The sequence below is a fragment of the Streptomyces sp. NPDC003016 genome, from assembly GCF_053591455.1.
This window is the reverse complement of sequence record NZ_JBSFTV010000006.1, coordinates 163,997-187,695: the sequence shown is the minus strand read 5'-3', so window position 1 is coordinate 187,695 and position 23,699 is coordinate 163,997. Positions and strand designations below refer to the sequence as shown.

The 23,699-nt window shown below is 69.0% G+C and carries 25 protein-coding genes and 2 pseudogenes; 13 read left to right on the top strand and 14 right to left on the bottom strand.

Annotated features, from left to right (window positions below):
• Positions 1–52: 52 nt before the first annotated feature.
• From ACWDZ4_RS07390 to ACWDZ4_RS07380, 3 genes are read right to left on the bottom strand one after another with little or no spacing between them, the layout of a single operon-like run.
• Positions 53–1,339, bottom strand: coding sequence for a tape-measure protein (locus ACWDZ4_RS07390; RefSeq protein WP_451507452.1), 1,287 nt, complete (start codon positions 1,337–1,339; stop codon positions 53–55).
• Positions 1,336–2,535: a phage tail protein gene (locus ACWDZ4_RS07385; protein ID WP_451507451.1), complete on the bottom strand. Its 1,200-nt coding sequence runs from the start codon at positions 2,533–2,535 to the stop codon at positions 1,336–1,338. Before ACWDZ4_RS07385 ends, ACWDZ4_RS07390 begins: the two co-directional genes overlap by 4 nt.
• 22 nt (positions 2,536–2,557) lie before the next feature.
• A complete protein-coding gene (locus ACWDZ4_RS07380; RefSeq protein ID WP_451507450.1) occupies positions 2,558–3,541 on the bottom strand; it encodes a hypothetical protein in 984 nt (327 codons plus the stop codon).
• A 113-nt stretch (positions 3,542–3,654) separates the two neighbouring features.
• Here ACWDZ4_RS07380 and ACWDZ4_RS07375 point away from each other — a divergent pair, with 113 nt between their 5' ends.
• Positions 3,655–4,041 carry a hypothetical protein gene (locus tag ACWDZ4_RS07375; RefSeq protein ID WP_451507449.1) on the top strand — a complete coding sequence of 129 codons (387 nt, stop codon included), beginning with the start codon at positions 3,655–3,657 and terminating at the stop codon, positions 4,039–4,041.
• Here ACWDZ4_RS07375 and ACWDZ4_RS07370 read toward each other — a convergent pair.
• From ACWDZ4_RS07370 to ACWDZ4_RS07355, 4 genes are all read right to left on the bottom strand, one after another.
• Positions 4,034–4,381, bottom strand: coding sequence for a hypothetical protein (locus tag ACWDZ4_RS07370; protein ID WP_451507448.1), 348 nt, complete (start codon positions 4,379–4,381; stop codon positions 4,034–4,036). The genes ACWDZ4_RS07375 and ACWDZ4_RS07370 overlap by 8 nt on opposite strands.
• Before the next feature lie 65 nt (positions 4,382–4,446).
• The gene (locus tag ACWDZ4_RS07365) at positions 4,447–4,737 is read right to left on the bottom strand and encodes a hypothetical protein (protein WP_451507447.1); all 291 of its coding nucleotides are present in this window, start codon (positions 4,735–4,737) and stop codon (positions 4,447–4,449) included.
• Between the two features lie 91 nt (positions 4,738–4,828).
• On the bottom strand, positions 4,829–5,434 hold the full coding sequence (locus ACWDZ4_RS07360) for a phage tail tube protein (protein ID WP_451507446.1): 606 nt from the start codon (positions 5,432–5,434) through the stop codon (positions 4,829–4,831).
• 123 nt (positions 5,435–5,557) lie between these two features.
• Positions 5,558–5,965, bottom strand: a complete 408-nt coding sequence (locus ACWDZ4_RS07355; protein WP_344494724.1) for a hypothetical protein — start codon at positions 5,963–5,965, stop codon at positions 5,558–5,560.
• A gap of 417 nt (positions 5,966–6,382) precedes the next feature.
• Between ACWDZ4_RS07355 and ACWDZ4_RS07350 the strand changes: the two genes are divergently transcribed.
• Positions 6,383–6,706, top strand: coding sequence for a hypothetical protein (locus tag ACWDZ4_RS07350; protein ID WP_451507445.1), 324 nt, complete (start codon positions 6,383–6,385; stop codon positions 6,704–6,706).
• Positions 6,707–6,801: 95 nt separating this feature from the next.
• Here the strand turns inward: ACWDZ4_RS07350 and ACWDZ4_RS07345 are convergent, their stop codons facing one another.
• The 3 genes from ACWDZ4_RS07345 to ACWDZ4_RS07335 form a co-directional block, all read right to left on the bottom strand.
• The gene (locus ACWDZ4_RS07345) at positions 6,802–7,008 is read right to left on the bottom strand and encodes a hypothetical protein (RefSeq protein ID WP_451507444.1); all 207 of its coding nucleotides are present in this window, start codon (positions 7,006–7,008) and stop codon (positions 6,802–6,804) included.
• Positions 7,005–7,811, bottom strand: coding sequence for a hypothetical protein (locus ACWDZ4_RS07340; protein WP_451507443.1), 807 nt, complete (start codon positions 7,809–7,811; stop codon positions 7,005–7,007). The genes ACWDZ4_RS07345 and ACWDZ4_RS07340 overlap by 4 nt, the downstream gene beginning before the upstream one ends.
• A gap of 225 nt (positions 7,812–8,036) precedes the next feature.
• Positions 8,037–8,315, bottom strand: a complete 279-nt coding sequence (locus ACWDZ4_RS07335) for a WhiB family transcriptional regulator (protein ID WP_451507442.1) — start codon at positions 8,313–8,315, stop codon at positions 8,037–8,039.
• A 221-nt stretch (positions 8,316–8,536) separates the two neighbouring features.
• On the opposite strand from ACWDZ4_RS07335, the gene ACWDZ4_RS07330 reads away from it, so the two are divergent.
• The 6 genes from ACWDZ4_RS07330 (at position 8,537) to tuf (ending at position 14,763) form a co-directional block, all read left to right on the top strand.
• The gene (locus ACWDZ4_RS07330) at positions 8,537–8,977 is read left to right on the top strand and encodes a helix-turn-helix domain-containing protein (protein WP_451507441.1); all 441 of its coding nucleotides are present in this window, start codon (positions 8,537–8,539) and stop codon (positions 8,975–8,977) included.
• A gap of 219 nt (positions 8,978–9,196) precedes the next feature.
• Positions 9,197–10,096: a hypothetical protein gene (locus ACWDZ4_RS07325; protein ID WP_451507440.1), complete on the top strand. Its 900-nt coding sequence runs from the start codon at positions 9,197–9,199 to the stop codon at positions 10,094–10,096.
• A gap of 309 nt (positions 10,097–10,405) precedes the next feature.
• On the top strand, positions 10,406–10,777 hold the full coding sequence (gene rpsL / locus ACWDZ4_RS07320; RefSeq protein ID WP_003948652.1) for a 30S ribosomal protein S12: 372 nt from the start codon (positions 10,406–10,408) through the stop codon (positions 10,775–10,777).
• 2 nt (positions 10,778–10,779) lie between these two features.
• Complete coding sequence (rpsG, locus tag ACWDZ4_RS07315; protein ID WP_018101248.1) at positions 10,780–11,250, top strand: 30S ribosomal protein S7; 471 nt, start codon at positions 10,780–10,782, stop codon at positions 11,248–11,250.
• A 38-nt stretch (positions 11,251–11,288) separates the two neighbouring features.
• Positions 11,289–13,418: an elongation factor G gene (fusA, locus tag ACWDZ4_RS07310; protein ID WP_344494737.1), complete on the top strand. Its 2,130-nt coding sequence runs from the start codon at positions 11,289–11,291 to the stop codon at positions 13,416–13,418.
• A 151-nt stretch (positions 13,419–13,569) separates the two neighbouring features.
• Entirely contained in the window at positions 13,570–14,763 is a 1,194-nt protein-coding gene (gene tuf / locus ACWDZ4_RS07305) for an elongation factor Tu (RefSeq protein ID WP_451507439.1), read from the top strand.
• 126 nt (positions 14,764–14,889) lie between these two features.
• Here the strand turns inward: tuf and ACWDZ4_RS07300 are convergent, their stop codons facing one another.
• Positions 14,890–16,974 carry a PIG-L family deacetylase gene (locus ACWDZ4_RS07300; RefSeq protein ID WP_451507499.1) on the bottom strand — a complete coding sequence of 695 codons (2,085 nt, stop codon included), beginning with the start codon at positions 16,972–16,974 and terminating at the stop codon, positions 14,890–14,892.
• Positions 16,975–17,256: 282 nt separating this feature from the next.
• A pseudogene (locus tag ACWDZ4_RS07295) lies at positions 17,257–17,430 on the bottom strand (oxygenase MpaB family protein); the annotation flags it as partial.
• Positions 17,431–17,815: 385 nt separating this feature from the next.
• Between ACWDZ4_RS07295 and ACWDZ4_RS07290 the strand changes: the two are divergent.
• Together ACWDZ4_RS07290 and ACWDZ4_RS07285 are read left to right on the top strand one after the other, a co-directional pair.
• On the top strand, positions 17,816–19,921 hold the full coding sequence (locus tag ACWDZ4_RS07290; RefSeq protein ID WP_451507438.1) for a SpoIIE family protein phosphatase: 2,106 nt from the start codon (positions 17,816–17,818) through the stop codon (positions 19,919–19,921).
• A 35-nt stretch (positions 19,922–19,956) separates the two neighbouring features.
• Positions 19,957–20,091 (top strand): hypothetical protein, encoded by a 135-nt coding sequence (locus ACWDZ4_RS07285; protein WP_451507437.1) that lies wholly within the window; start codon positions 19,957–19,959, stop codon positions 20,089–20,091.
• Positions 20,092–20,290: 199 nt separating this feature from the next.
• On the opposite strand, the gene ACWDZ4_RS07280 is transcribed toward ACWDZ4_RS07285, so the two are convergent.
• Positions 20,291–20,701, bottom strand: coding sequence for an ATP-binding protein (locus ACWDZ4_RS07280; protein WP_451507436.1), 411 nt, complete (start codon positions 20,699–20,701; stop codon positions 20,291–20,293).
• A gap of 139 nt (positions 20,702–20,840) precedes the next feature.
• Between ACWDZ4_RS07280 and ACWDZ4_RS07275 the strand changes: the two genes are divergently transcribed.
• Positions 20,841–21,710, top strand: coding sequence for a helix-turn-helix domain-containing protein (locus tag ACWDZ4_RS07275; RefSeq protein ID WP_451507498.1), 870 nt, complete (start codon positions 20,841–20,843; stop codon positions 21,708–21,710).
• A complete protein-coding gene (locus ACWDZ4_RS07270; protein ID WP_451507435.1) occupies positions 21,707–21,913 on the top strand; it encodes a DUF397 domain-containing protein in 207 nt (68 codons plus the stop codon). Before ACWDZ4_RS07275 ends, ACWDZ4_RS07270 begins: the two co-directional genes overlap by 4 nt.
• Positions 21,914–21,980: 67 nt before the next feature.
• Here the strand turns inward: ACWDZ4_RS07270 and ACWDZ4_RS07265 are convergent.
• Positions 21,981–22,844 (bottom strand): annotated as a pseudogene (locus ACWDZ4_RS07265) (hypothetical protein).
• Between the two features lie 546 nt (positions 22,845–23,390).
• On the opposite strand from ACWDZ4_RS07265, the gene rpsJ reads away from it, so the two are divergent.
• Positions 23,391–23,699: a 30S ribosomal protein S10 gene (rpsJ, locus tag ACWDZ4_RS07260; RefSeq protein ID WP_003948644.1), complete on the top strand. Its 309-nt coding sequence runs from the start codon at positions 23,391–23,393 to the stop codon at positions 23,697–23,699.

The window sequence follows — 23,699 nt, the reverse complement described above, 5'->3', positions numbered from 1 at the left end:
GGTCCGGTGCGGGAGCGGGGGTCCTCGGCGGTACGCCGTGGTCGGGCCGGGCTCAGGCCGCGGTCCGGTGCAGGAAGAGCAGGTCCTCGGCGACCGTGAGGGCGCTGCGGCCCTCCGGTTCGCGGTAGGTGTGCAGCCGGCCGTGGTGCGGGGAGCGGGGGCCGCCCGCCCGGTGCCCGGTCTCGGCCGGCCGCAGCCGGTCGAGCGAGGACAGGGGGCGTACGGCGGAGGCGCCGTCGCGCGAGGGGTCGACGACGCCGCCCTCCGCGAGCTGCGGGATCTTGTCGAGCTTGATGCCGAACTTCTTGCCGAGGAACTCACCGCTGAGGCTGTTGAGGCCGTCGATGACCCAGTTGGCGAAGGCGATCAGGCCCTTGATGGGGCCGGTGATGACACCGGCGAGCGTCTGGAGGCCGGTGGAGATGAAGTCGCCCATGCCGCCGAGGGTGCTGGAGGTGGCGTCCTTCACCCGGGTGAACATGTCGGGGATCTTCTTGGTGATCCAGTCCAGGACGGGCTGGATCACGGTCTTGAAGGCGTTCCAGGGCCGGCGGACGAGAGCGCTGAGCGCCTCGGTGGCCCGGGAGATCGCGCCCTTGGCCTTGCCGAAGTCCCCGGAGACGGCGGCGCCGACGACCTCGACGACGGCGGTGATGATGACGCCGACGGCCTTGAAGTAGGTGCCGATGACGGTGCCGTAGAAGGTGATGACGGGGCCGAGGAACTTCAGGATCTGCTGGAAGATCTTCAGCACGTGGTCGAAGACCTGCTTCATGATCTTCTGGCCGGTCTCGGTGTTCATGGCGTAGGTGACGATGGCCGCGATGACGGGGACGATCAGCCCGGCCAGGAACCCGAGAGGGTTGGCGCGCATGGCGACATTGATGCCGGTCATGACGCCGGCGGCGATGGTCAGGCCGGTGCCGAGGGCCGACACGATCCGGGAGACGGGCCCGGTGGCCTTGCCGAGGAGCCCGGAGACCTTGCCGAACGAATCCGCCCCCGAAGCCAACGACTTCAGCGGCGCGGCTGCGCCCCTGGTCTTCCCGGCGCCGCCCTTGATCTGCGTCCCGGCGGTGGCGGCGCTGCGGCCGATCTTGGTGAGGGACTGGCCGGTGCCATCGGCCCGGGCCTTGATCTGCTGGACCTGGGTGGCGGCGGAGGAGGCGGAGGAGCGGACGCGGTCGAGAGCGGAGCCGCTGCGGGCGACCCCGCTCCGGAAGCCGTTCAACGCGCGCGTGGCGCCGCGCACGTGGCCCTGGAGCAGCTTCGCGGCATTGGGCAGCCCCCGCAGGTGGGGCATCGCCCTGTTCACGGAGACGACCAGGGCGGTGCTCATCCGCGCGCCTTCGACAGGAACAGCAGGGCGGAGGCGGTCTCGCGTAGATCGCTGGAGGACGCCTCGTAGTAGTTCTCGATCTGGAAGCCGTGCGTCGCACCGGCGCCCGAGTTGATCGACTGGGCGCGGGCGGCCCGTGCGGTGTGGCGCAGCAGCCGGTCCAGCTTGGACAGCGGCAGGACGGCCTCGGCCTCACCGGCCTCGGCGACGATGGCGTGGACACCGCCGCGACGCGGCTGGACGACACCACCCTGGGCCAGCTGCGGGATCTTCGGCAGGCTGACGCCGAAGGTCTTGCCACCGACGAGGGGAACCCAGCTCGGGATCGAGACCTTGATGCCGTTGAGCTTGCCGATCGCACTGTTGATCAGGCCGATGACGGCGTTGATCGGACCCTTCACAGCGCCCTTGATCTTGTCGAACGCCCGGCCGGCGATGTCCTTCAGGCCGCCCCAGATGCTGGAGAGCTTGTCCTTGACGGCGCTGAACGCCCTCGGGACGACATCCCTGATCCAGTTGACCACCGGCATGATGATGCGCTTGATGCCGTTCCAGACACCGGAGATCACCGACTTCACGCCGTTCATCACCGAGGTGATGACCTTCTTGATGGCGTTGAAGGTGGTCGAGATGACCTTGGAGACCGCGTTCACGACGACCGTGACGGCCTTCTTGATGCCGTCCCAGACCGTCTTGATCAGCTTGCCGGCCGCCTTCATGATCGGCCCGATGGCCTTCATGACGGCGGTGATGACCTTCTTGATGGCGTCGAAGGCGACCTTGAGCACCTTCTGCATGGTCTTCGAGCGGGTGGCCATGTCGACCACCTTCTCGATGAGCGGCATGAACAGTTCCATGAGCCGGGCGATGAAGTTGCCCTTCATGGACTTGTTGAGGCCGTTCATCCCCTTCGAGGCGTTGTCGGCGCCCTTCTTGAACTGACCGACCTGGTTCCCGCTGGTCGTGCCGGTCTTTCCGGCCTTGGCGAGCGACTTGTCCGCCCGGTCGGCGGCCGACTTGAGGTTGTTCAGTTCACGAGTGGAGCCCTGCGCGGCGCTCCGGATGTTCTTGAGGCCCTGCTCACCGCGGGTGGCGCCGCTGCGGAGTCCGCTGAGCGCGCGGTCGGTGGAAGTGGCTTTGGACTGGAAATCCTTGAATGAATTGGATGCTCTGCCGAGAGAGCTGACGAGGGACATGGGCCACCAGTTTTCTGTTGACTTAGCCGGTGATGCGCGCTGCTCGGTCTCCGGCTCCCGCGAGGCCGTTCACGTCGCGGGTCAACCGCTGCACATCAGGGGCTGCCGCGCGAGCGGCATCCCCGACCGCGCGCACCGGACCCGTGGGCGGGGCCGGTGTCCGGGGCGGCGTGCGGCCACCGGCAGATGGGGTCCTTCCGGCGGGTCCTCCGGCAGGCGGGGTGCGCCGGGGCCCTCCGGCAGGCGGGGTAGGAGTGGGACCGTCGTCCCCGTCACGAGGCGGCCGACGAGCGGCTCTCCGCCGCTCCTCTTCGGCGCGTCGTGCTTCTTCGGCCCGTCGGGTTTCTTCGGCCCGCCGTGCTTCTTCGGCCCGCCGTGCTTCTTCGGCCCGCCGTGCTTCCTCGGCGCGTCGTGCTTCCTCGGCCTGCCGACGTTCTTCCTCGCGCCGTCGTGCTTCCTCGGCCTGCCGACGTTCTTCCTCGCGCCGCTGAAGGCGCTCCTCCGGGGATTCCCACCTCTCTTCAGGAGGAAGGCTGAGGCGCCTCTCTTCCGCTTGGTGGGCGAGATCCCTCCCCATCTCCTCTTGCTCGGCCCTTTCCGCGGCCATTCGCCGGTTCCGTTCAGCGCCGGGGTGCAGGAGAAAGCCATTTGCGCTGTAGTTCCATCCGAACTTGTTCTTCAGTAATTCCTCAAGGCTCCACAGGGACGGGAAGGCGGCGTTGATGATCGCCATGCCCGTAACAAGCGGAACGATCTCCGCCTTGAGGGATGTGAATTCGGACTTGAAGCCGTTTAATTCGGTGGGGAGTCGGCCTTTCCAGTCCGCGAAGTATTCGGAGTCTTCCGCATTCTCCTTGGCTTTCTCGTCCTCCCCGTACTTCTTGACTGCGGCTTGGATTTTCGTCTGGACCTCGGCAGAGGTCGTTACATCCTTGGTCTCCTCCGTGATGCCGTGCTTAGCGAGTTTGGTGGCGAGTTCTTCCTTTGTGATGAAATCGTCGGCCACTTTTGGCCTCCCGTACGTGGCGTGAGTTGTAGACTGTGCACCGTTCAGCGAAACGAACACACCCAGGGGGTCCTGTGTATATTGCGATATCGAACTATGCGCTAGCTGCTGAAATGATTGCTGTCATTTGCTTCCCCCTCGCCGTGCTCGTCCTGGTTTCCCTGCCGACGCAGCTCCGTGACAATCGACTGAAACGGCGCGGGGTCGAGACGGAGGCCGTCTGCGTGGAGCGCATCAGGACCAGCGGGACCCTCGTCCATTACGTCCGGTGTCATTTCCGGCTGGAGAACGGGATCAAGATCGCCGCAAGGACCAACGCCCCCAGGCCTGCTCCGGAGCTGGGGCAGAGCTTCCAGGTCGTTTACGATCCGCAGAAGCCCACGGACGTGGCGACGGCGCAGTACATGGCCGGCCGGGGGCCGAAGCTCGGCTATGCCTTCCAGGCGGCGCTGGCGGTACTGGTCACCGTCGCCGTACTCCTGGTCACGGTGGTCAGTTGAAGAACCGGGCCAGTTCCATGGGACTCAGCGGTTCCGTCTCCGGCACCGGTGCCGGTTCGGCCGGCAACGGGGCGGCCGCGGCCTCCCCGTCTCCCGGCCTCGACACCGGCACCGGTCGCTCCGGCGGCTCGGAGTCCTCGTCCGAGTGGACTGACGCGAACATCCAGTTCGCCGCCGCCAGGTGATCCACCACCGCCGCCAGCAGGTAATCCGTGGTCGACCAGTCGGCTGCCTCACCGTCCGTCTCGCTCAGGAGGGCGCTGTCACGTGGCATGTGCTTGATCAGCACCGCGAGCCGGCGGGCTGTGAGCCGGCCGCGGTGCCAATCCAGCAGGTCCACGCCGTAATGCCTCAGGAGGTCGGCTTCGAGAGCCTCGGCGTGTTCGGTGACGAACTCGTCGAGGCTCAGCCTTCCCCCAGGGCCAGCCCGGTCTCCTTGCCGTAGGCGTTCAGGATCGCCCCGATGTCCTGCATCGTGACCTCGTGCTTCCCGAAGCGCTTGAACTGCTCCTCACCGAGCAGCAGCTTCAGCAGGCCGTCCACATCGTCGTCGTCGAGCCGGCGCAGCCCCTTGGCCGTCGCGCGCGAGAGCTCGGTGGGCAGTTCGAAGGTGTCGTCGTCCAGGCTGAACGACCAGGCGCGGCCGAGGGCCTCCATGCGCTGGGCGCGGGCGGCGTTGACGTCGAAGGGTGCCATGGGTGTCTCCGTATCTCTGGGACTGAGCTGGTGAAGGGGTGGAGCGTGCGCCGGGCGGGGGCGGAGTGCCCCCGCCCGGCGCGGGTGGTGCTTAGGCGGAGACGGGGGCCGTGGCGTACGCCGGGTCCTTCATGACGAAGGTCGCCAGCGGCTCGCCGTCGCCGCCGGACAGGGCGGTGAAGGTGACGCCGAGCGAGGCCGCGGACTTGCGGGCGAGCTTGATGTCGTCCGAGGCCGTCACCTGACCGCGCGGGATGACGAAGCGGTACGTGATGTCCTTGCCGTCGGTGAACTCCAGGCCGAGCGCACGCTCGTCGAAGGTCGGACCGTCCGGGACGTCGAAGGTGAAGACGCCCGAGCCCGCACCGGCGGCGGTGATGTCGTTCTTGCTGCCGCCCATGAAGAACGGCAGCGTGTCCTCGTTGAACTGCAGCATCGAGAACTTCAGCGTCAGGTCGCGGTCCGCGTAGACGAACCGGGCCGGGCTGATCGACTGCCACGTCTCGACCGGGTCGAGCTTGTCCTTCTTCGAGAAGGTCACACCGTCGGTCGACGTGTACCCGAGGTCCACCCAGCCGGTGCCCCAGTCGGTGGACGGGGTGGCGGAGAAGGTGGTGGGGAGGGGCGCGCCGATCGGCGCGACGAGGACACGGCCGGTACCGGCGACGCGGATCTCGGAAGAGGTGTTGCCTGCCATGTGGTGCTCCTTCAAAGGGATGGGTGGTGCGTGGGTGGGCTGCCGTGGGTACGGCAAAGGCCCCGCCGGAACGGCGAGGCCTGGTCTGTGGGGGCGTACGGACGCGTCGGTCCGAAAGGCGCGTCAGTCCGTACGCACGGAGAGGCGCAGCACGCAGAGGTAGCGGTTGGCCGCGGTGTAGATGTAGTCGGGGAGCCAGCGCGGGCCGTCGGCCTCACTGACGTCGGTGATCGTCGAGACGCCGAAGACCGTGCCGGCGCTCTGGAGCACCACGGCACGGGCCTGGTTCGCCAGGAGGTGCGCGGCGGACTTCGTCGGGCCGTAGACCTCCAGTTCGATCAGCGGCTGGTCGACGTGGAGGTCGTCGATCCAGGCACCGCCGCGCCGGGAGACGATGACCGCCCGCTGCGTGCCGTTGAAATCGGCCGGTGGCTCGTCGTCCACGATCGCGCCCGCCAGCTCCGGCCGGTCGGAGAGGAGGTCCACGACGATGGCCTCCACGTCGGGGAAGGTGTTCGGGGCTTGGCTCATACGGGATACCGCTCCTGTTCGTACGGGGACTGACGGGGCTGGCAGGACTCATGGGACCTGGCAGGACCCATGGGACCTGGCGGGCTCATGGGAGCCGGCGGGCTCACGGGGGCGGACCGACGAAGACCCGTGCGGCGCCCCGCGGCACGCACCGCGCGCCGGAGGCGGCCGGGGGAGCCTGCCGTCCGACGCGCGGGGCCTGCGGGGCGCCGCACGGATCTGTACGGCGGAGCCGCACCCTGGAGGGATGCGGGCGCAGCTCCGCCGCTGCACCTATTGTGATTCAGATCGTGCGAGCGCGCAACTCGTTCGTGCGCGAACGCACTTGAACAGGTGTGTTTGTAGTGGTGTCGCGGACCCCGGGGGCGTTACTCTCGATATTTCGAACTGAGATTCGAAAAGGTGTGGTGAGTGTGGATGGCAGCCCGTTGTGCGGACAGGAAACGGCAGGTGCGCGTGGTCAGCAGCGTCAGCAGTGCGCATGAGCGACTGACCGAAGTGGTCGCCGCCGCCGTCGAGGTAGCAGCGGAAGCAGGGGAGTCCGGTACCTACACCGGGGAGATCGCGAGAACGCTCACCGCCGTCGTCGGCAAGATCGGCGCGCGCATCGTGGTCGACGCCGAGGTCCGCGGCTTCACCAGCGGCTGGCAGGAAGCCGTGCGGCACGTCTCGTCCCCCGGCCCCGAACTCGACGACGCGCAGGTGCTGCGCATGCGACCGGAGGGGGACGCCGGACCGTGATGTCAGGCCCGCACGGCAGACGCAAGAGGCGGCCACCCCTCGGGGTGGCCGCCTCTTCTTCACTACGGGTTACTTCTCCTCCGGATCGGCCGGCCTCACCCGGTACCGGCCGGCTGCGCCTTGCGCCGGGCCGCACGCTCCGCCGCGAACACATCCTCCAGGCGGTACAGCTGTGCCCGGCCCTGGCGTCCCGCCGGCACCAGGTGCCCCAGCTGGACCCACTTGCGGATCGTGGCGGGCACCACGCCCGCCTCGGTCGCCGCGAGGGCGCCATTGATCAGGGTGCCGGCGGCGACCGTCATCGACGCGCTCCTTCGGTGCTCGCGGCCCGGACGGGCGTCGCCGATTCGTCCATCGACGCGTCGATCTCCGCCCGGTCCGCTCCGGCCGTGCCCGCCAGCGCCTCCCAGCCGCCCTCGTGCCAGACGTGCCGGTACGCCGGGTCCGTACGGCAGTCGCACTCCTCGGCGCCGCACCGGCAGGCCGGGTTCACGCACAGCACCGCCCGCCGGGCGGGGAACGCGCGCAGCGAGACCGAGTCGCACCACGGGCAACGGCCCCGCACCCGGACCATCGACTCGGAGTCGCCCAGCACCCGGGCGCAGCGCCGGGCCATCCGCCGGGACTCGTCGCGGACGTGCGCCGCCAGTGCCGGATGGGTCGCCACCCGGTGCAGGAGCCCGGCGGTCCGGATCAGCCGCTGCGGTACGCGCGCCTGGCGCGGGCGGCCCAGGCCGAGCTTGTCGTGGACGGCCTCGTCCAGCTCGATGACACCGTCGGTGATGTCCCGGATGGCGTCCGAGACGTGGAGCCGCAGCGGCGCCGCCGAGTGCCCGGGCACGGAGAGGCCGTGCCGCTGCTGGACGAGGAGGGCGTCCCGTCGCTCTTCGCGGATCCGCTCGGCGGTGCCGGGGGCGGGGGCCCGCCGCTCGGTGACGGCGGACGGGCGGCCCGGGGCCAGCTCCGTGAGCAGTTCGGGGAACTGCTTCAGGAGCGCCTCTATCCAGAGCGCCGCGTCACGGACGACGTGCTCGGCCGAGGGCCCCGGCACGGACGGCACGGACGGCACGGACGGAAATGCGGAGGACGGGACTGGTGCGGACATGGTGCCTCCCAGGTACGACGGGCGGGAAAGGAGTGAAGGAAAAGCGAGAAGAAGGGAAAGGAAATGTGTGGAGAGGTGCGTGCAGGAGAACGCATACGTCGCGTGATGCCGCCGATCGGAGCTTCTGTCGTAGCCGTCATACGTACGAAGCCGTTCCGCGCCCGGCCGTCCACAGCGGCTTCCGGGCTTATCGTGCGCACACGCAACTAAGGCGGTAAAGAGAGGTCAGGCGGCGGCGCGTCGGACGCCCTTGAGGTCGACAGGGCGCCCGTTGCGCCACAGACGCCCCGCGCTCACGCCGTCGAAGAAGCTCTCGGCCGGAGCCACCGACTCTTCGCAGCGGCTCACCACGGGGCACCGCCCGCACGCCATCAATGCAGGCCGGGCTTCTTCCTCGCGCTTACTGAAGACCACCCGCGGGGGAAGGCCCGAGCAGGCGGCGGCGGCTCGCCAGCCGAAGAACTCCAGCACCTCGGGCAGGGGCAGGGTGGATGCGGACGCCATGGCGGTACTCCTGGTTCGGGCGGGAGCCGGCCGACTTGGACGACTCGGACCGCCCCGAAGGGCGGTTGCGAACCCGCACGATGGCATGTTGCGCGCTCGTGCGCAACTTAATGATCCGCAGCCCGCCCGTGAAAACCTCACTGTGCGCGCGCAGGAGCACGTAATTCTGCGCGCGCAAGCGCGATAAGGTTGGGTATTGCCTTGGAGGGAGGCGTCCAGCCATGACCGTCAGTGACCTGGAACAGTTCGCCGCGTGGATCGAGGAATTGATTCGCCGTCGCGGCTTCGACATCGACAGCCCCCGTGGCGGGGGCAAGTCCCGACTCGCCGACGAGGCCGGGGTTCACCGCGCGGCCATCACCCGGCTGCTCCAGAGACAGAGCATGCCGGACCTCGAGACGACCCGGCGCCTCGCGCAGGTACTGGACGTATCGGTGCGGGAGATGCTCATCCGGTCCGGCAGGCTCACCGAAGACGACCTGCCGCTGCCGCAGGCCGTCGAGGGGGCGGCTCAGCCGGGCGTGGGGGAACGCCGGCTGACGCTGGAGGAAGCCGCGGCCGGTCTGGGCGTACCGGCTGATCAGCGGGACATGTTCATCAAGGTCGCCGGTCAGTTCCTGCCCGCCGCCCCGGCCCGTCGCGCCCCGCTCGCCAAGGACTGACCGCGCTTCGTCCACCCCGGCGGTTCCTTGGTGGGCGGGGGTGCGGAACGGACGCTTCCCCTTGATCCCGGTAAACTGTCACAGCCTGTCCCCCCACATACGCACAGGTTGTACGCCTCCAAGAGCCGCACACTCCGACGCCGCCACGCCGGACGCGTCGCCGAAGTGCGCCTTCCATGGGCGGGATTGGCAGCGATGGGACGCGAAAGGGATGCCCGTATGACCGAGTGCGAGAAGCGCTCCCTGTCCTCGGGCGCCGCAGATGAGGCCGGAGACGGGACCGCAGGCCCCGACGGGGACGAGAAGGGACCGTCCGGGGAGAAGGGGGAGTCGGCCCCGATATCCGCAGACGACCCCCTGGGCCTTCCCGGGTCGCTCGGCAGGCTGCTGGACGAGCACACGCCCGAGGAGGTCGCCGCCCTGCTCCGCGAGGAGAGCGACCGCCGCGAGTTCCACGCCTACGCGAAGGGCTGGCGCGACGCCGCCGCCCATTTCACGCCGGCCCTGGAGGAAGCGCGCCTGACGCGCGCCCGCACCCTGCGGCTGGTGGAAGACACGCCCGGACAGGCTGCGGTGATCCCCTTCCTCAAGGACCGGAACTACTCCGTGAACAAGGCGGCGGAACACGCGGACGAGCCGGGGACCCGGGGCCGCACCCCTGCACCCGACAGCGCCACGAACCACCCCGGCGCCGTCGACGGCGACGCGGCCGCCACCGGGAACACATCTGGGCGGAGCGAGAAGCCCGCCAAGCCCGGCCGGGCCGTCACGTCACGCACCGGGACCACACCGGTCACCGAGGCCCCCGCCCCGCCCGGGCCCTCCACCGAGACCCGGGCTCCCGCCCCTGAGCCGACAGGCACCCCCGAATCGACAGGCACCCCCGAGCCGGCAAGCACCCCCGAGCCGGCAGACACACCCGAGCCGGCCGGGAGGCCCGCCGCCTCCCGGAGCGCCCGGCCCGCCTTCGCGCCCAAGAGCCGCAGTTCCAAGGTCCCCACCATTCCGAGGCTCAGCGCGATCCGCCGCCCCCGGCGCGCCCCTCCGAGCGGTCCGCCCGTCGGCCCTGACGATTCCCGCGGCGCCCCTCCCCATGCCTCCGGTGACAACACCGTCTGACCACGGGTCCGGCAGGTGTTCCCGGGAAGCCGCCGGGGCGTCGTCCGAGGTGAGCCGTGCCTTGCCGTGCGTGGGTATTTGTTTTGACCGGAGTCAATGAGGTAGGTACAGTCAGACCTTGTGCCTGGGGTGTGTCCCGGCTGCCGTGCGTGCTGATGTCCGCTCGGGAAGCCAGGGGAGGAAACACACCGCAATCTGTGTCTTCTCCGCTTCGGCGGGGGCTTCCAGTGTTCGACACACCCGACCGCGTGGGTCGGAGGTGTTCCAGGTTAGTTTCACAGTGATCGGCACACAGAAACCGGAGAAGTAGTGCCTACGATCCAGCAGCTGGTCCGCAAGGGCCGGCAGGACAAGGTCGAGAAGAACAAGACGCCCGCACTCGAGGGTTCCCCTCAGCGCCGCGGCGTCTGCACGCGTGTGTTCACGACCACCCCGAAGAAGCCGAACTCGGCCCTGCGTAAGGTCGCGCGTGTGCGTCTGACCAGCGGGATCGAAGTCACTGCTTACATCCCGGGTGAGGGACACAACCTGCAGGAGCACTCGATCGTGCTCGTGCGTGGTGGCCGTGTGAAGGACCTGCCGGGTGTTCGCTACAAGATCATCCGCGGCTCGCTCGACACCCAGGGTGTCAAGAACCGCAAGCAGGCCCGCAGCCGCTACGGCGCCAAGAAGGAGAAGTAAGAATGCCTCGTAAGGGCCCCGCCCCGAAGCGCCCGGTCATCATCGACCCGGTCTACAGCTCTCCTCTTGTCACGTCGCTGATCAACAAGATCCTCCTCGACGGCAAGCGTTCCACCGCCGAGCGGATCGTCTACGGCGCCATGGAAGGCCTCCGCGAGAAGACCGGCGCTGACCCGGTCATCACGCTGAAGCGCGCCCTCGAGAACGTGAAGCCGTCTCTCGAGGTCAAGTCCCGCCGTGTCGGTGGCGCCACGTACCAGGTGCCGATCGAGGTCAAGCCCGGTCGTGCGGCCACGCTCGCGCTGCGCTGGGTCGTGGGTTACTCCCGCGCCCGCCGCGAGAAGACCATGACCGAGCGCCTCATGAATGAGCTGCTCGACGCCTCCAACGGTCTTGGCGCTGCCGTCAAGAAGCGTGAGGACACCCACAAGATGGCCGAGTCCAACAAGGCCTTCGCGCACTACCGCTGGTAGTCGCTACCCACATCGAGACCGAGAGAAGATTGAGCCTTATGGCCACCACTTCGCTTGACCTGGCCAAGGTCCGCAACATCGGGATCATGGCCCACATCGACGCGGGCAAGACGACCACCACCGAGCGGATCCTCTTCTACACCGGTGTGTCTTACAAGATCGGTGAAGTCCACGACGGCGCAGCCACCATGGACTGGATGGAGCAGGAGCAGGAGCGCGGCATCACGATCACGTCTGCCGCGACGACCTGCCACTGGCCGCTCAACGATGTCGATCACACGATCAACATCATCGACACCCCGGGTCACGTGGACTTCACCGTCGAGGTGGAGCGTTCGCTCCGCGTCCTCGACGGCGCCGTCACCGTGTTCGACGGTGTGGCGGGCGTCGAGCCGCAGTCCGAGACCGTCTGGCGTCAGGCGGACCGCTACGGCGTGCCGCGCATCTGCTTCGTCAACAAGCTCGACCGCACCGGCGCCGAGTTCCACCGTTGCGTCGACATGATCGTCGACCGCCTCGGTGCGGTTCCGCTGGTCATGCAGCTCCCCATCGGTGCTGAAGCCGACTTCAAGGGCGTCGTCGACCTCGTGACGATGAAGGCCTTTGTCTGGTCCGCCGAGGCCGCCAAGGGTGAGATGTACGACATCGTCGACATCCCCGACACCCACACCGAGGCTGCCGACGAGTGGCGCGGCAAGCTGCTCGAGGCTGTGGCCGAGCACGACGACCAGATGATGGAGCTGTACCTCGAGGGCCAGGAGCCTTCGGTGGAGCAGCTGTACGCCGCCATCCGTCGTATCACGCTCGCCTCCAAGGGCAGCGCCGACTCCGTCACGGTCACCCCGGTGTTCTGTGGCACCGCGTTCAAGAACAAGGGCGTCCAGCCCCTGCTCGACGCGGTCGTGCGCTACCTGCCTTCCCCCCTGGACGTCGAGGCCATCGAGGGCCACGACGTCAAGGACCCCGAGAAGGTCGTCCAGCGCAAGCCGGCCGACGACGAGCCGTTCTCCGGTCTTGCGTTCAAGATCATGAGCGACCCGCACCTCGGCAAGCTCACCTTCGTCCGGGTGTACTCGGGCCGCCTCGAGGCCGGCAGCTCCGTGCTGAACTCGGTCAAGGGCAAGAAGGAGCGCATCGGCAAGATCTACCGCATGCACGCGAACAAGCGTGAGGAGATCGCGTCGGTGGGCGCCGGTGACATCATCGCCGTCATGGGCCTGAAGCAGACCACCACCGGTGAGACGCTGTGCGACGAGAAGCAGCCGGTGATCCTGGAGTCCATGGACTTCCCGGCGCCGGTCATCGAGGTCGCGATCGAGCCCAAGTCCAAGGGTGACCAGGAGAAGCTGGGTGTAGCCATCCAGCGCCTCTCGGAGGAGGACCCCTCCTTCCAGGTGCACACCAACGAGGAGACCGGCCAGACCGTCATCGGCGGTATGGGCGAGCTTCACCTCGAGGTTCTTGTCGACCGCATGAAGCGCGAGTTCCGCGTCGAGGCGAACGTCGGCAAGCCCCAGGTCGCCTACCGCGAGACGATCCGCAAGGCCGTCGAGCGCATCGACTACACGCACAAGAAGCAGACTGGTGGTACCGGCCAGTTCGCGAAGGTGCAGATCGCCCTTGAGCCCATCGAGGGTGGCGACGCCTCGTACGAGTTCGTCAACAAGGTCACCGGTGGCCGCATCCCCCGGGAGTACATCCCGTCGGTGGACGCGGGCGCGCAGGAAGCCATGCAGTTCGGCATCCTGGCCGGCTACGAGATGGTGGGCGTTCGCGTCACCCTTCTCGACGGTGGTTACCACGAGGTCGACTCCTCGGAGCTCGCCTTCAAGATCGCCGGTTCGCAGGCGTTCAAGGAGGGTGCCCGCAAGGCCTCTCCCGTGCTCCTCGAGCCGATGATGGCCGTCGAGGTCACCACGCCCGAGGACTACATGGGCGATGTCATCGGCGACCTCAACTCCCGCCGTGGCCAGATCCAGGCCATGGAGGAGCGCAGCGGCGCTCGCGTCGTGAAGGGCCTCGTGCCCCTCTCGGAGATGTTCGGCTACGTCGGAGACCTCCGCAGCAAGACCTCGGGTCGCGCAAGCTACTCGATGCAGTTCGACTCCTACGCCGAGGTTCCGCGGAACGTCGCCGAGGAGATCATCGCGAAGGCCAAGGGCGAGTAGCTCCCCCGAGTTGACGCTTTAGGCTTGACCCGACCGCCGGGGGCTTTCCCCCCGCGATCCGTATGGGAAACCCCCGGCGGTCGGCATCCCAGCAAAGATCACCTGGCGCCGATGAAGCAAGGCGTACAGAACCACTCCGCAGGAGGACCCAGTGGCGAAGGCAAAGTTCGAGCGGACTAAGCCGCACGTCAACATCGGCACCATCGGTCACATCGACCACGGTAAGACGACCCTCACGGCCGCCATTACCAAGGTGCTGCACGACGCGTTCCCCGACCTGAACGAGGCCTCGGCCTTCGACCAGATCGACAAGGCTCCCGAGGAGCGCCAGCGCGGTATCACGATCTCGATCGCGCACGTCGAGTACCAGACGGAGTCGCGTCACTACGCGCACGTCGACTGCCCCGGTCACGCGGACTACATCAAGAACATGATCACGGGTGCGGCGCAGATGGACGGCGCCATCCTCGTGGTCGCCGCCACCGACGGCCCGATGCCGCAGACCAAGGAGCACGTGCTCCTGGCCCGCCAGGTAGGCGTGCCGTACATCGTTGTCGCCCTGAACAAGGCCGACATGGTGGACGACGAAGAGATCATGGAGCTCGTCGAGCTCGAGGTCCGTGAGCTCCTCTCCGAGTACGAGTTCCCGGGCGACGACCTTCCGGTCGTGCGTGTCTCGGCGCTCAAGGCGCTCGAGGGCGACAAGGAGTGGGGCCAGTCGGTCCTGAACCTGATGGCCGCCGTCGACGAGTCGATCCCGCAGCCCGAGCGCGACGTCGACAAGCCGTTCCTGATGCCGATCGAGGACGTCTTCACGATCACCGGTCGTGGCACGGTCGTCACCGGCCGTATCGAGCGCGGTATCCTCAAGGTCAACGAGACCGTTGACATCGTGGGTATCAAGGAAGAGAAGACCACCACCACGGTCACGGGCATCGAGATGTTCCGCAAGCTGCTCGACGAGGGCCAGGCCGGTGAGAACGTCGGTCTGCTCCTCCGTGGCATCAAGCGCGAGGACGTCGAGCGCGGCCAGGTCATCATCAAGCCCGGTTCGGTCACGCCGCACACCGAGTTCGAGGCCCAGGCCTACATCCTGTCGAAGGACGAGGGTGGCCGTCACACCCCCTTCTTCAACAACTACCGCCCGCAGTTCTACTTCCGTACCACGGACGTGACCGGCGTCGTCACCCTCCCCGAGGGCACCGAGATGGTCATGCCGGGCGACAACACCGTCATGACGGTCTCGCTGATTCAGCCGGTCGCCATGGAGGAAGGCCTCAAGTTCGCCATCCGTGAGGGTGGCCGGACCGTGGGCGCCGGCCAGGTCACCAAGATCAACAAGTAGTCTTGTTGGTTTGACCTGGTAGCTCCGCCAGAGCACCAAGAAGGGCCCCGGCCCGCCGTTCACGGCGGCGTCGGGGCCCTTTCTGCTTTTCGCGTCCCTGCGGGCCCTGCCGCCCGCGGGGATCCCCTAGGGCCGCCAGAGCCAGGGCATGGCGTCCGGCCCCAGGCCGACCACGACCGGGCCCTCCGGGCCGACGTGCAGGGCCGGGCCCTCCAGGGAGGCCGGGACGCCGCCCCCACGGCGTACCAGGCGGCCGCTCGCGAGCAGCTGGACCCGCCCCTTCGGGTTCCGGCCCAGCAGGACGGGCCCCGTCGGAGCGGACGCCGCGCCCACCGCCCCGTACCCGTTGAACCGCAGCCGCACCGGGCTGCTGCCGCCCACCCGTGCCGTCGTCAGACGGGCCGTCGCGGGGCGCCGGTACACCAGGTCTATGCCGCCGTCCGGCGCCGCGAGGGCGGTGGGGGAGCCTCCCGGCGTGGGCAGCCCGGTGCCCGGGCGCGGGCCCACCGGCCGGCCGGGCGCGTCCTGCGTCCAGTGGTGCACGGTCTCGCGCCCCGCGGCGAAGACGTGCACGCGGCCCGCCCGGTCCACCACCGCGGCGAGGCCGTCCTGGATCTCACCGCCGCCGAGGTCGCGCCAGGCGCCCCAGCCGCCGGCCGCGCCGCGGACGCGCGTGCTGATGCCCTTGTCCGCGTTCCGTACGAAGAGATGGACCCGGCCGTCGGGCGCCGCCACCGCGACGGGGGAGCCGATGCGGCGGCCCCGGTCATGGCGCTTCTCCGGGTTGCCGAGGCCGGTCCAGGCGCCGAACCTGGCGCCGGGTGCGCGCTGTTCGAGTACCACGATCTCGCGCGTATTGGCCGCGCCGTGGCCCGTGAGCGCGGAGAAGCGCAGGCCGAAGAGGAGCTGTCGCCCGTCTTCGAGTGTGGCCGCGCCGAGCGCCGGAGCCAGTGGTCCGCCGCCGAGGTCGTCCGGCGCGCCCCACGCGCCGCTGCCGCGTGCCGTCTCACGCCAGCGCGCGACCCGCAGGCCCAGCACGCTGTACGCCGTGAGGCGCCCGTCGGGGCCGGTGGTGACGACGGGCCGGGCGCCGGGGTAGCGGTAGTGGGTGGAGCGGACCCAGCCCTTGCGGTTGGTGAGCGGACGGTCGCCGCCGACGTTGTAGTCGCCGCAGCCCGCCGCGTTCCCGCACGCCCAGTCGGGGCCGCCGCCGTACGGCACGAGGTGTGCGGCCTTCTCCCTGGCCACGGGCCCCGGGAGGTTCTTCGGCCAGTGGCGGTTGTAGTAGCCGCGGTAAGCGGTGGCGACGAAGCGCGGCACACCGCCGCCGCCCTCCGTCGCCTCGGCGACCCACCGGATCATCGCGGCCCAGGTGAAGGAGGCGGCCGCGGTGTGGTCCGCGTGGTCGGAGTAGCCGGGCTGCTCGCTGTCGTGGCGCCGGGTGGCCTCGTCGCTGTGCTGGATGTCCGGGTCGGGGTCGAGGGTCTGCACCACCGTGGGGCGGTACCGGTCCATCAGCCCCGCGAGTACGTCGACGAGCCCCTCGTAGTCGTACGAGCCGGCCTTCTGCAGGGGCGAGCCGTCGGCCACGACGGTGCGCAGCGACAGGCCGCGCGCCTCCCACAGGCTGGGCAGCCCCAGCCGCCTCCACGAGGTGTGCATGGCCAGGTTGAGGAAGACCAGCTCGACCCGGCGGTCACCGTTCACGAGGGTGTTCAGCTCGGCCTTGCGGCCCCCGCGCAGGGTGGTCACGGACCTCTGCCACCGGGTGAACCGGGGCAGGCCCAGAAGGACGGCGTACGCCTGGCGCAGCCCCTGATGGCGGGCGGAGGAGTACGCCGCCCTGTCGGGGAGCTGGGGGGCGGCGCCGGGTATCCGGTTGACGCCGTTGGCCTCACCCGCGGTGACGTACACACAGACCAGCGGGGTGCCGGAGTCCAGCGTCTGCCGGGTGTCCGGGTTCATGAAGTACAGGTCGTCGTCGGGGTGCGCCAGGACCTGCATCAGCAGCGCGTGACGGGCACGGGCTATCTGCTTGCCGGGGACCGGGTCGGCGACGGGTCCCGTGCGGCGCGGGGCGGGGACGGAGCAGGCGGTGAGGGCGAGGCCGGCGGTGACGACGGCGGCAGCGGACGCGACGACGGCACGCCGGCCGGGCCCGGACGGGGCGGTGCCCTGGGGGCAGGCAGCAGCAAGCCCCCGTTCGGTCATGCTGGTCACGCGCCGTACTCCGTCCGCTTCCCCCGCAGCGGGCGGTCGTTCGCGCTGCGTTCCGTGAAAAAGGACGGAGATTCGGTGCGCGGGGTTGCTTCAGCCCGGTGACGTGCGCGTATACGCGCGGAGGTGGGGCAGTCGTCCAGGCTGGACGCAGTGAGCCGGCGGAAGTGATCGACAAGGCGGTTCACGGTTCGCGGATCGCGGAGCACCGCACCGATCCGGATGTTCTCGTGGCGGGCCCGGCCGGTGAGATGCGCACCGCCGAGCCGGCCCCCAGCGCTGGAGCCGACCCCGCGGGTCGCCCCGGTACCCCGAGTGAGCCGCGACGGCGGCCATGGCGAGCGGGTGCGGCAACTGCGACAGCAGGGCTCTCAGCTCACCGATGAACATCGGGGCGTCCCCGTCCCCGTCCCCGTGCCCGGCCCGGGGCCGGCGACGCGGGCGGACGGGCCGCTGCCGGTCCGCCCGCGCAGGGAGGAGACGCCGGGGAGGGGCACGCCCATGGGGACAGAAGTGCCGGCCGGCCCGACCTCCGGCTCAGCCGATGCGGTGGCGCGCGGTGGCGCGCGGTGGCGCGCGGTGGCGCGCGGTGGAGCGGGAGCGGGCCGTGCGGGCCATCGCGCGTTCCGCGCGGAAGTGGATGACTATATGTAGACAAGGGCTTCGCGTCCGCGGGAGCGCGGGTCGGAGCAGCAGGACTGTGGACCGGAGGAGATTTCACCGAGCGAGCCTCACTGGGCACAGGTGCCCCGCCCTCCCGGCGAACGAGCGAAGCGGCAGGCTGAGCGGTTCAGCGGACGTAGTGGCGCCATTCACCATGCTGGAGTGATGCACCGTGCATGACGAGCTCCCACCCGCCGCCGAAGTCCTGGCCGACGAACCAGCCGTCCTGGTGCTGGACGCCAGGGGAACTGTGCTCACCTGCACGCCCCGCGCGCTGCGGCTGTTCGACGGCTCCATCGACGAGATCCGCGGCGCGGAACTCTCGGCCTTCTTCGACGATCCGTCCGTGTGGGCGGAGCTCGCCTCCGGCGCTCTGGGCGGGGTCGTGCTGAGCGCGCGTGCCGACCTGCGCAGTGTCCGCGGTGCGCCTTTCTCGGCGGTGACGGCGGTGTCGGTACTCGCGAGGGGATCGGAGGGCCGTTTCCTCATGCGGCTGCTTGCGGCGGAGCCCCCGGACTCCGGGCCTCAGGCCGTACGGCGGCCTCAGCCCACCACGGAGCAGGTGCTGGGGACCGATCCGCGAGCGTTTGAGCGGCTGGAGCTGCTCCACGAAGCCGCAACCCGTATCGGCGGCTCTCTCGACATCACACGTAACGCCGAGCAACTGCTGGACGTACTCGTGCCGGCGTTTGCCGACCTGGGGGCGGTGGACCTGACCGAGGGGGTACTGCTCGGCGAAGAACCGACGTTCCTCGCTCCCCGCACGCCCATGCGGCGAGTCGCCGTGGCGGCGGCCGACGGGTGCTGGCCGCGAGAGATCCACGCGGCCGGCGCGACCTTCCGGATCGGCGATGAGGAAGGCATGCACCTGCGCAAGGGCACGCCCGGTGTCCTGCCGGATCTGGGCCTGGCCCGGGCGGCGCTGGAGGGCGATGCGGAGAGGACCGCGCTAATGCTGCCCCCGAAGGCCACATCGCTGATGGTGCTGCCGCTCCTGGCGCGGGGACTGGTGCTGGGGGCGGTGGGGCTTTGGCGCACCGGGGAACGAACCCCCTTCGATCCGGTGGACGTGACGTTGGCGGATGAAATCGGCACCCGGGCTTCGCTGAGTCTCGACAACGCCCGGCGCTACACCCTTGAGCGCCGTACCGCGGAGGCACTGCAGCGAGGTCTGCTGCCGAGGCCGGTGATGGATGTCGAGGCTGCCAGGACCTTCGGCGCTCACCTGCCCGCGCGCGCTGCGACGGGTACTGGCGGGAGCTGGTACGACGTGATTGCCCTGTCCTCCAGCCGAGTGGCCTTCGTCGTGGGCAACGCGGGCGGGCAAGGCATGAACGCCACGGCGGCGATGGGGCAGCTGCGCGCGGCGGTGCAGACCCTGACGGACCTCGACCTCAGTCCCGACGAACTGCTGTCCCACTTGAACGACCTGGTGGTTCGCTTCGCCGAGGACGAGGAGCATCGAGGCACGGACGCGCCGACCGCCGGCAGTGTGCACGGTGCGACGTGCTTGTACGCTGTATACGATCCGGTCTCCTGCCACTGTGTTCTGGCCAGTGCGGGACATCCGGGGCCGTTGCTCGCTTCGCGGGGCGGCGACGGGGCCGACCTCGTGCCCTTGCAGCCGGGGCTGCCCCTGGGCAAGGGCGCGGAGCCTTTCGAATCTGCCGAACTGCTGCTGAGCCCCGGTGACGTGCTGTCCTTCTACACCGGGGCATTGGCGCGAGATCCGCACCACACGGGGCGTGGGCCGGCTCTGGTGCGGGAGGGTACCGGTGACGGCGCCGGGAGCGGGCGCCCGGTCACGGAAATCGGTGGCCGGATCATGGAGAAGCTTTCGCAGGAGCCCTTCGACGACGACCTGGCGCTACTGGTGACCCAGGTGCGACAACTGCCGGAAGACGCCACTGCCACCTGGCAACTGCCCGCCGACCCCAGCATCGTCGGAAGCGCGCGCAGTCGCGTCACCGGTCAACTGACCTCCTGGGGACTGGAGAATCTGGTGTTCGCCACTGAGCTGATCGTCAGCGAGCTGGTCACCAATGCCATCCGCTACGCGGGCGGCCCGGTGGGGCTGCGGCTGATTCGGGATCACCGCCTGATCTGCGAGGTCTCCGACCCCAGCCAGACACAGCCACATCTGCGGCGGGCCCGCCTGACGGATGAGGGTGGCCGTGGTCTGTTCCTGGTGGCGCAGCTGACTCATCGCTGGGGCAGCCGGTACACCCCTGCGGGCAAGACCATCTGGGCCGAGCAACTGCTGGAAGAAGCGCCCTGACCTGTGCAGCGGCAGCGGCAGCGGAGAGCGCGGACGTGAACCAGGTCCTCGGTGTGCTGACTTGGCATCCGACGGCCTCGGAGTTGTCGTACTGGCACACACCACGTGATCACTCCGGGGCCGTCGCCATGCCCGGCACGCAGAACGCGACCGTCACGCTGCACGCGTGATCAGCCACCCGGCAGGCTCTGACGCGGGCGCCGCTCAGAGCTACGGGCAGCGGGGTGTCCGGTCGCGCGGCGCCCGGCCGGGGACGTCGGCCGCCGTAGTGCTACCGGTAGGTGCCGCCGCCGTTCTCCGGGCGATCGATGGGGGCCCGCAGGCGGCCTGTGACCCGGTGAAGCGGGTGACACGCGCCCTCGCCCCGGCTCAGAGGGCGATCTCTGCCCACACCGTCTTGCACGGTACGGGCCCGGCCGTGACACCCCACCGGTCGGCGAGCGCGTCGACGAGCAGCAGCCCGCGCCCCGACTCGGTGTCCCCGGGCTCCTGCGCGGCCGGCAGCCGGTCGCCGCGCGCGTCGGTCACTTCGATACGAAGCGTGTCCGTGGCGGTGACGGAGAGCATGAGGCGAAAGTCGCGCCCCGGTACGTGACCGTGCGTCGCGGCGTTCGAGGCCAGCTCGGCGACGATGTGGGCGGCGTTCTCCCTGGGGAGCCCCCAGGAACGCAACTGCTCGGTCGCGAGCAGCCGGGCCAGCCGGGCGCCACGGCGAGTGGCGGAGAGCTGGACGGCGAACTGGCGCGTACCGGGCCTGGTGTGGGTGATTTCTCGATTCACATCACTCAGCGTGGCCGGATGCGCCTACGCTGAACAGTCACTACGCCTGTACGGACAGTGACTGTCCGGCTGTGGTCCGGATCCTGTCCGGCCAGTACGACGTCAGGCGCGGGCGGTACGTCGGAAGTGGGTGTCTCGCATGGGCGGCGGCGGTACGGACTACACGACGGACGGGGCGGACGGCCCCGGCTGGGATCCCGGCCTGGAGGACGACTCCGGCGCGGTGATCAAGGCGGTCGGCAGGCAGCTGAAACTGTGGCGCGAGGCGGCGGGGCTCCGGCAGGGGGAGTTCGGGGCGACGATCGGGTACGGCGAGGAGATGGTCTCGGCGGTGGAGCGGGGGCGGCGCATCCCGAAGCCAGAGTACCTGGACAGGGCGGACGAGGTCCTGGGGGCGGGCGGCCGGATCTCGGCGATGAAGAAGGACGTGGAGGAGGCCAGGTATCCGAAGAAGGTGCGGGATCTGGCGAAGCTGGAGGGGGAGGCGGTCGAACTCGGGGCGTACGGCAACCACAACATGCATGGGCTGTTGCAGACGGAGGAGTACGCGCGGGCGCTGTTCGGCGTACGGAGGCCCGCCCTCTCCTCGGACGACCTCGACCGGTACGTGTCGGCTCGGATGGCGCGGCAGTCGATCTTCGACCGGACGCCGCTGACCACACTCACCTTTGTCCAGGAAGAGGTCACACTCCGGCGCCCGATCGGGGGCAGAATGGTCCTGCGCGCGCAGCTCGAACGCCTTTTGGAAGTCGGGCAGTTGAGGCACGTCGAGATTCAGGTAATGCCGACGGATCGCGAGGACCACGCGGGGATGGGCGGTGAGGTCCAACTGCTGAAGCTCAAGGACGGGTCGGCGGTGGGGCACGCTGAGGCGCAGCTCACCAGCCGTGTTGTCTCCGATCCGAAAGAGGTGCAGGTCCTGGAGCTGCGGTATGGGATCATCCGGGCCCAGGCTCTCAGCCCACGGGAGTCGCTGGCCTTCATCGAAAAAGTGCTGGGAGAGACATGACCCGCAAGCCCTCTGCCGGGAACGATTCCGAGCTGGAGTGGTTCAAGAGCAGCTACAGCGGCAGCAACAACAACGACTGCGTTGAGGTGGCGTCGGCCCTCGGTGCGGTGCACGTCCGCGACTCCAAGAACGTGCAGGGCCCGCAGCTCGGGTTCACGCCGGACGCGTGGGCCGACTTCGTGACGTACGCGTCCACCAGCTGACCCTCGCAGCCGAGCCCCTGCCCCGTTCGATACGGGGCAGGGGCTCGCGCGTGTGCTCGGAGGGCGGTCAGGCTGCCGTGAAAAGTTCCCCGGCCGTAGTGGCGGTGATGGCGCGGTCGAACCAAGTGCTGAGGGTGTCGGGGTCGGTGCAGGCGGTGATGCGGTCGCGGACGTCGTCGGGTACCGCGATGCCACGCTTGCTGAGCAGCCTCAGAATGTCTTCGGCCCGCCCCTCGGCCAAGCCTTCGACACGGCCTTCGCCGCGTAGGCGCTCGGCGGTTTGCGAGCGGAAGAAGGAGAGGTCGACGGCCATGAGGTCCCTCCAGATGTCAGCTGACGGGGCAGTGCCCAGCCCTTGTTCGGTGAGTTCGATAAAGATGCTCGCGGTGTCTTCGCCCACGGTCTTCAAAGCGGCGGCCAGCGCTTTCAGTATGGCATCGGCGCCCGGGTCTCTCCCGTGTGTAATCGCGGAGAACGCCGCCAGAGGGATGTCCTGGGCGGCCCTGGCGGGGTCCGTGATCGCCGGCACGTTGTGGGGGCCCAGGACCAGGGGGCGCATGGTCAGGGCCGGCCACTGCGGTGGGCCGATGAACACCGGTTCCGTCGCCCAGGTGGCGGTGTTCTTGTCCTGGCAGACGACGAGCAGCAGCGGCGGGATGCCGTACTTCGCGTAGAGGTGCGCCAGGTACTACGTCCAGCTCGCGAGCTTGCCCGGGTCTTTCTTGCCCTGGGCCTCGACGGCCAGCAGGAAGCCGGTGTCCGGGTCGGCCGTGTCGAAGTGCAGCAGGGTGTCCACGCGGCGTTCCAGCGGTCTGGTCTCGGTGAGGTCCGTGGGGAGGAGAGTGACCGCTACCGGGTCGTCGAAGGGGAGCCCGAGCGCCCGGAAGGTGCGGGAGAAGACTCCCGGATCCTCCTGGAAGATCCGGTGCATCGCCTCGTGCGAAGAACTGACCCTGGCATATGACGGTAGGGGTGGGGTGGGCCCGCGCTCGGCCGTACGGAAGGTCTCCACCCGCACGGGTGACAATCTGGAGCACGGCACGCCCGGGCGTAGCCCTGGGTTTGACCTCCGTCACGTACGGGGTAATCTCTTGCGCCCGATTGGCGCGGGCTGTGCCCCGTATGGCAGACTGTCGGGGTTGCTCGGTTGAGTGCCGATGCTGCGCGCCTCCCGTCGGGAGGACCGGAAGCGAGTCCCACAGTACTCGTCGCTCCAACTGCCCCTCAGGGCAGCGCTGGGGCGGACGTACGGGAATCTTTCGGGAAGCGTCAGCGGGGCTGATACCAGGCGCCCGGTGGGTGTTCTGCCCCCGGCTCGCGGTCGCGGACCGCATCCCCTACTGCAGGGAAAACCTTCGGGATTTCTACGTGGCGAGGATGCGACACGCCCGACCGCGTGGGTCGGAGCAGAGCGGTGCTTTCCCAGACAATCCACGGGTCCCAGAGCGTGACGAGAGAACAGGACTACTAGGTAGCCATGGCGGGACAGAAGATCCGCATCCGGCTCAAGGCCTACGACCACGAGGTCATCGACTCTTCGGCAAAGAAGATCGTCGAGACGGTGACTCGCACTGGTGCGTCGGTCGCGGGCCCGGTGCCGCTGCCCACAGAGAAGAACGTGTACTGCGTCATCAAGTCGCCGCACAAGTACAAGGATTCTCGCGAGCACTTCGAGATGCGCACGCACAAGCGCCTCATCGACATCCTCGACCCCACCCCCAAGACCGTTGACTCGCTGATGCGCCTGGACCTTCCGGCCGGCGTTGACATCGAGATCAAGCTCTGA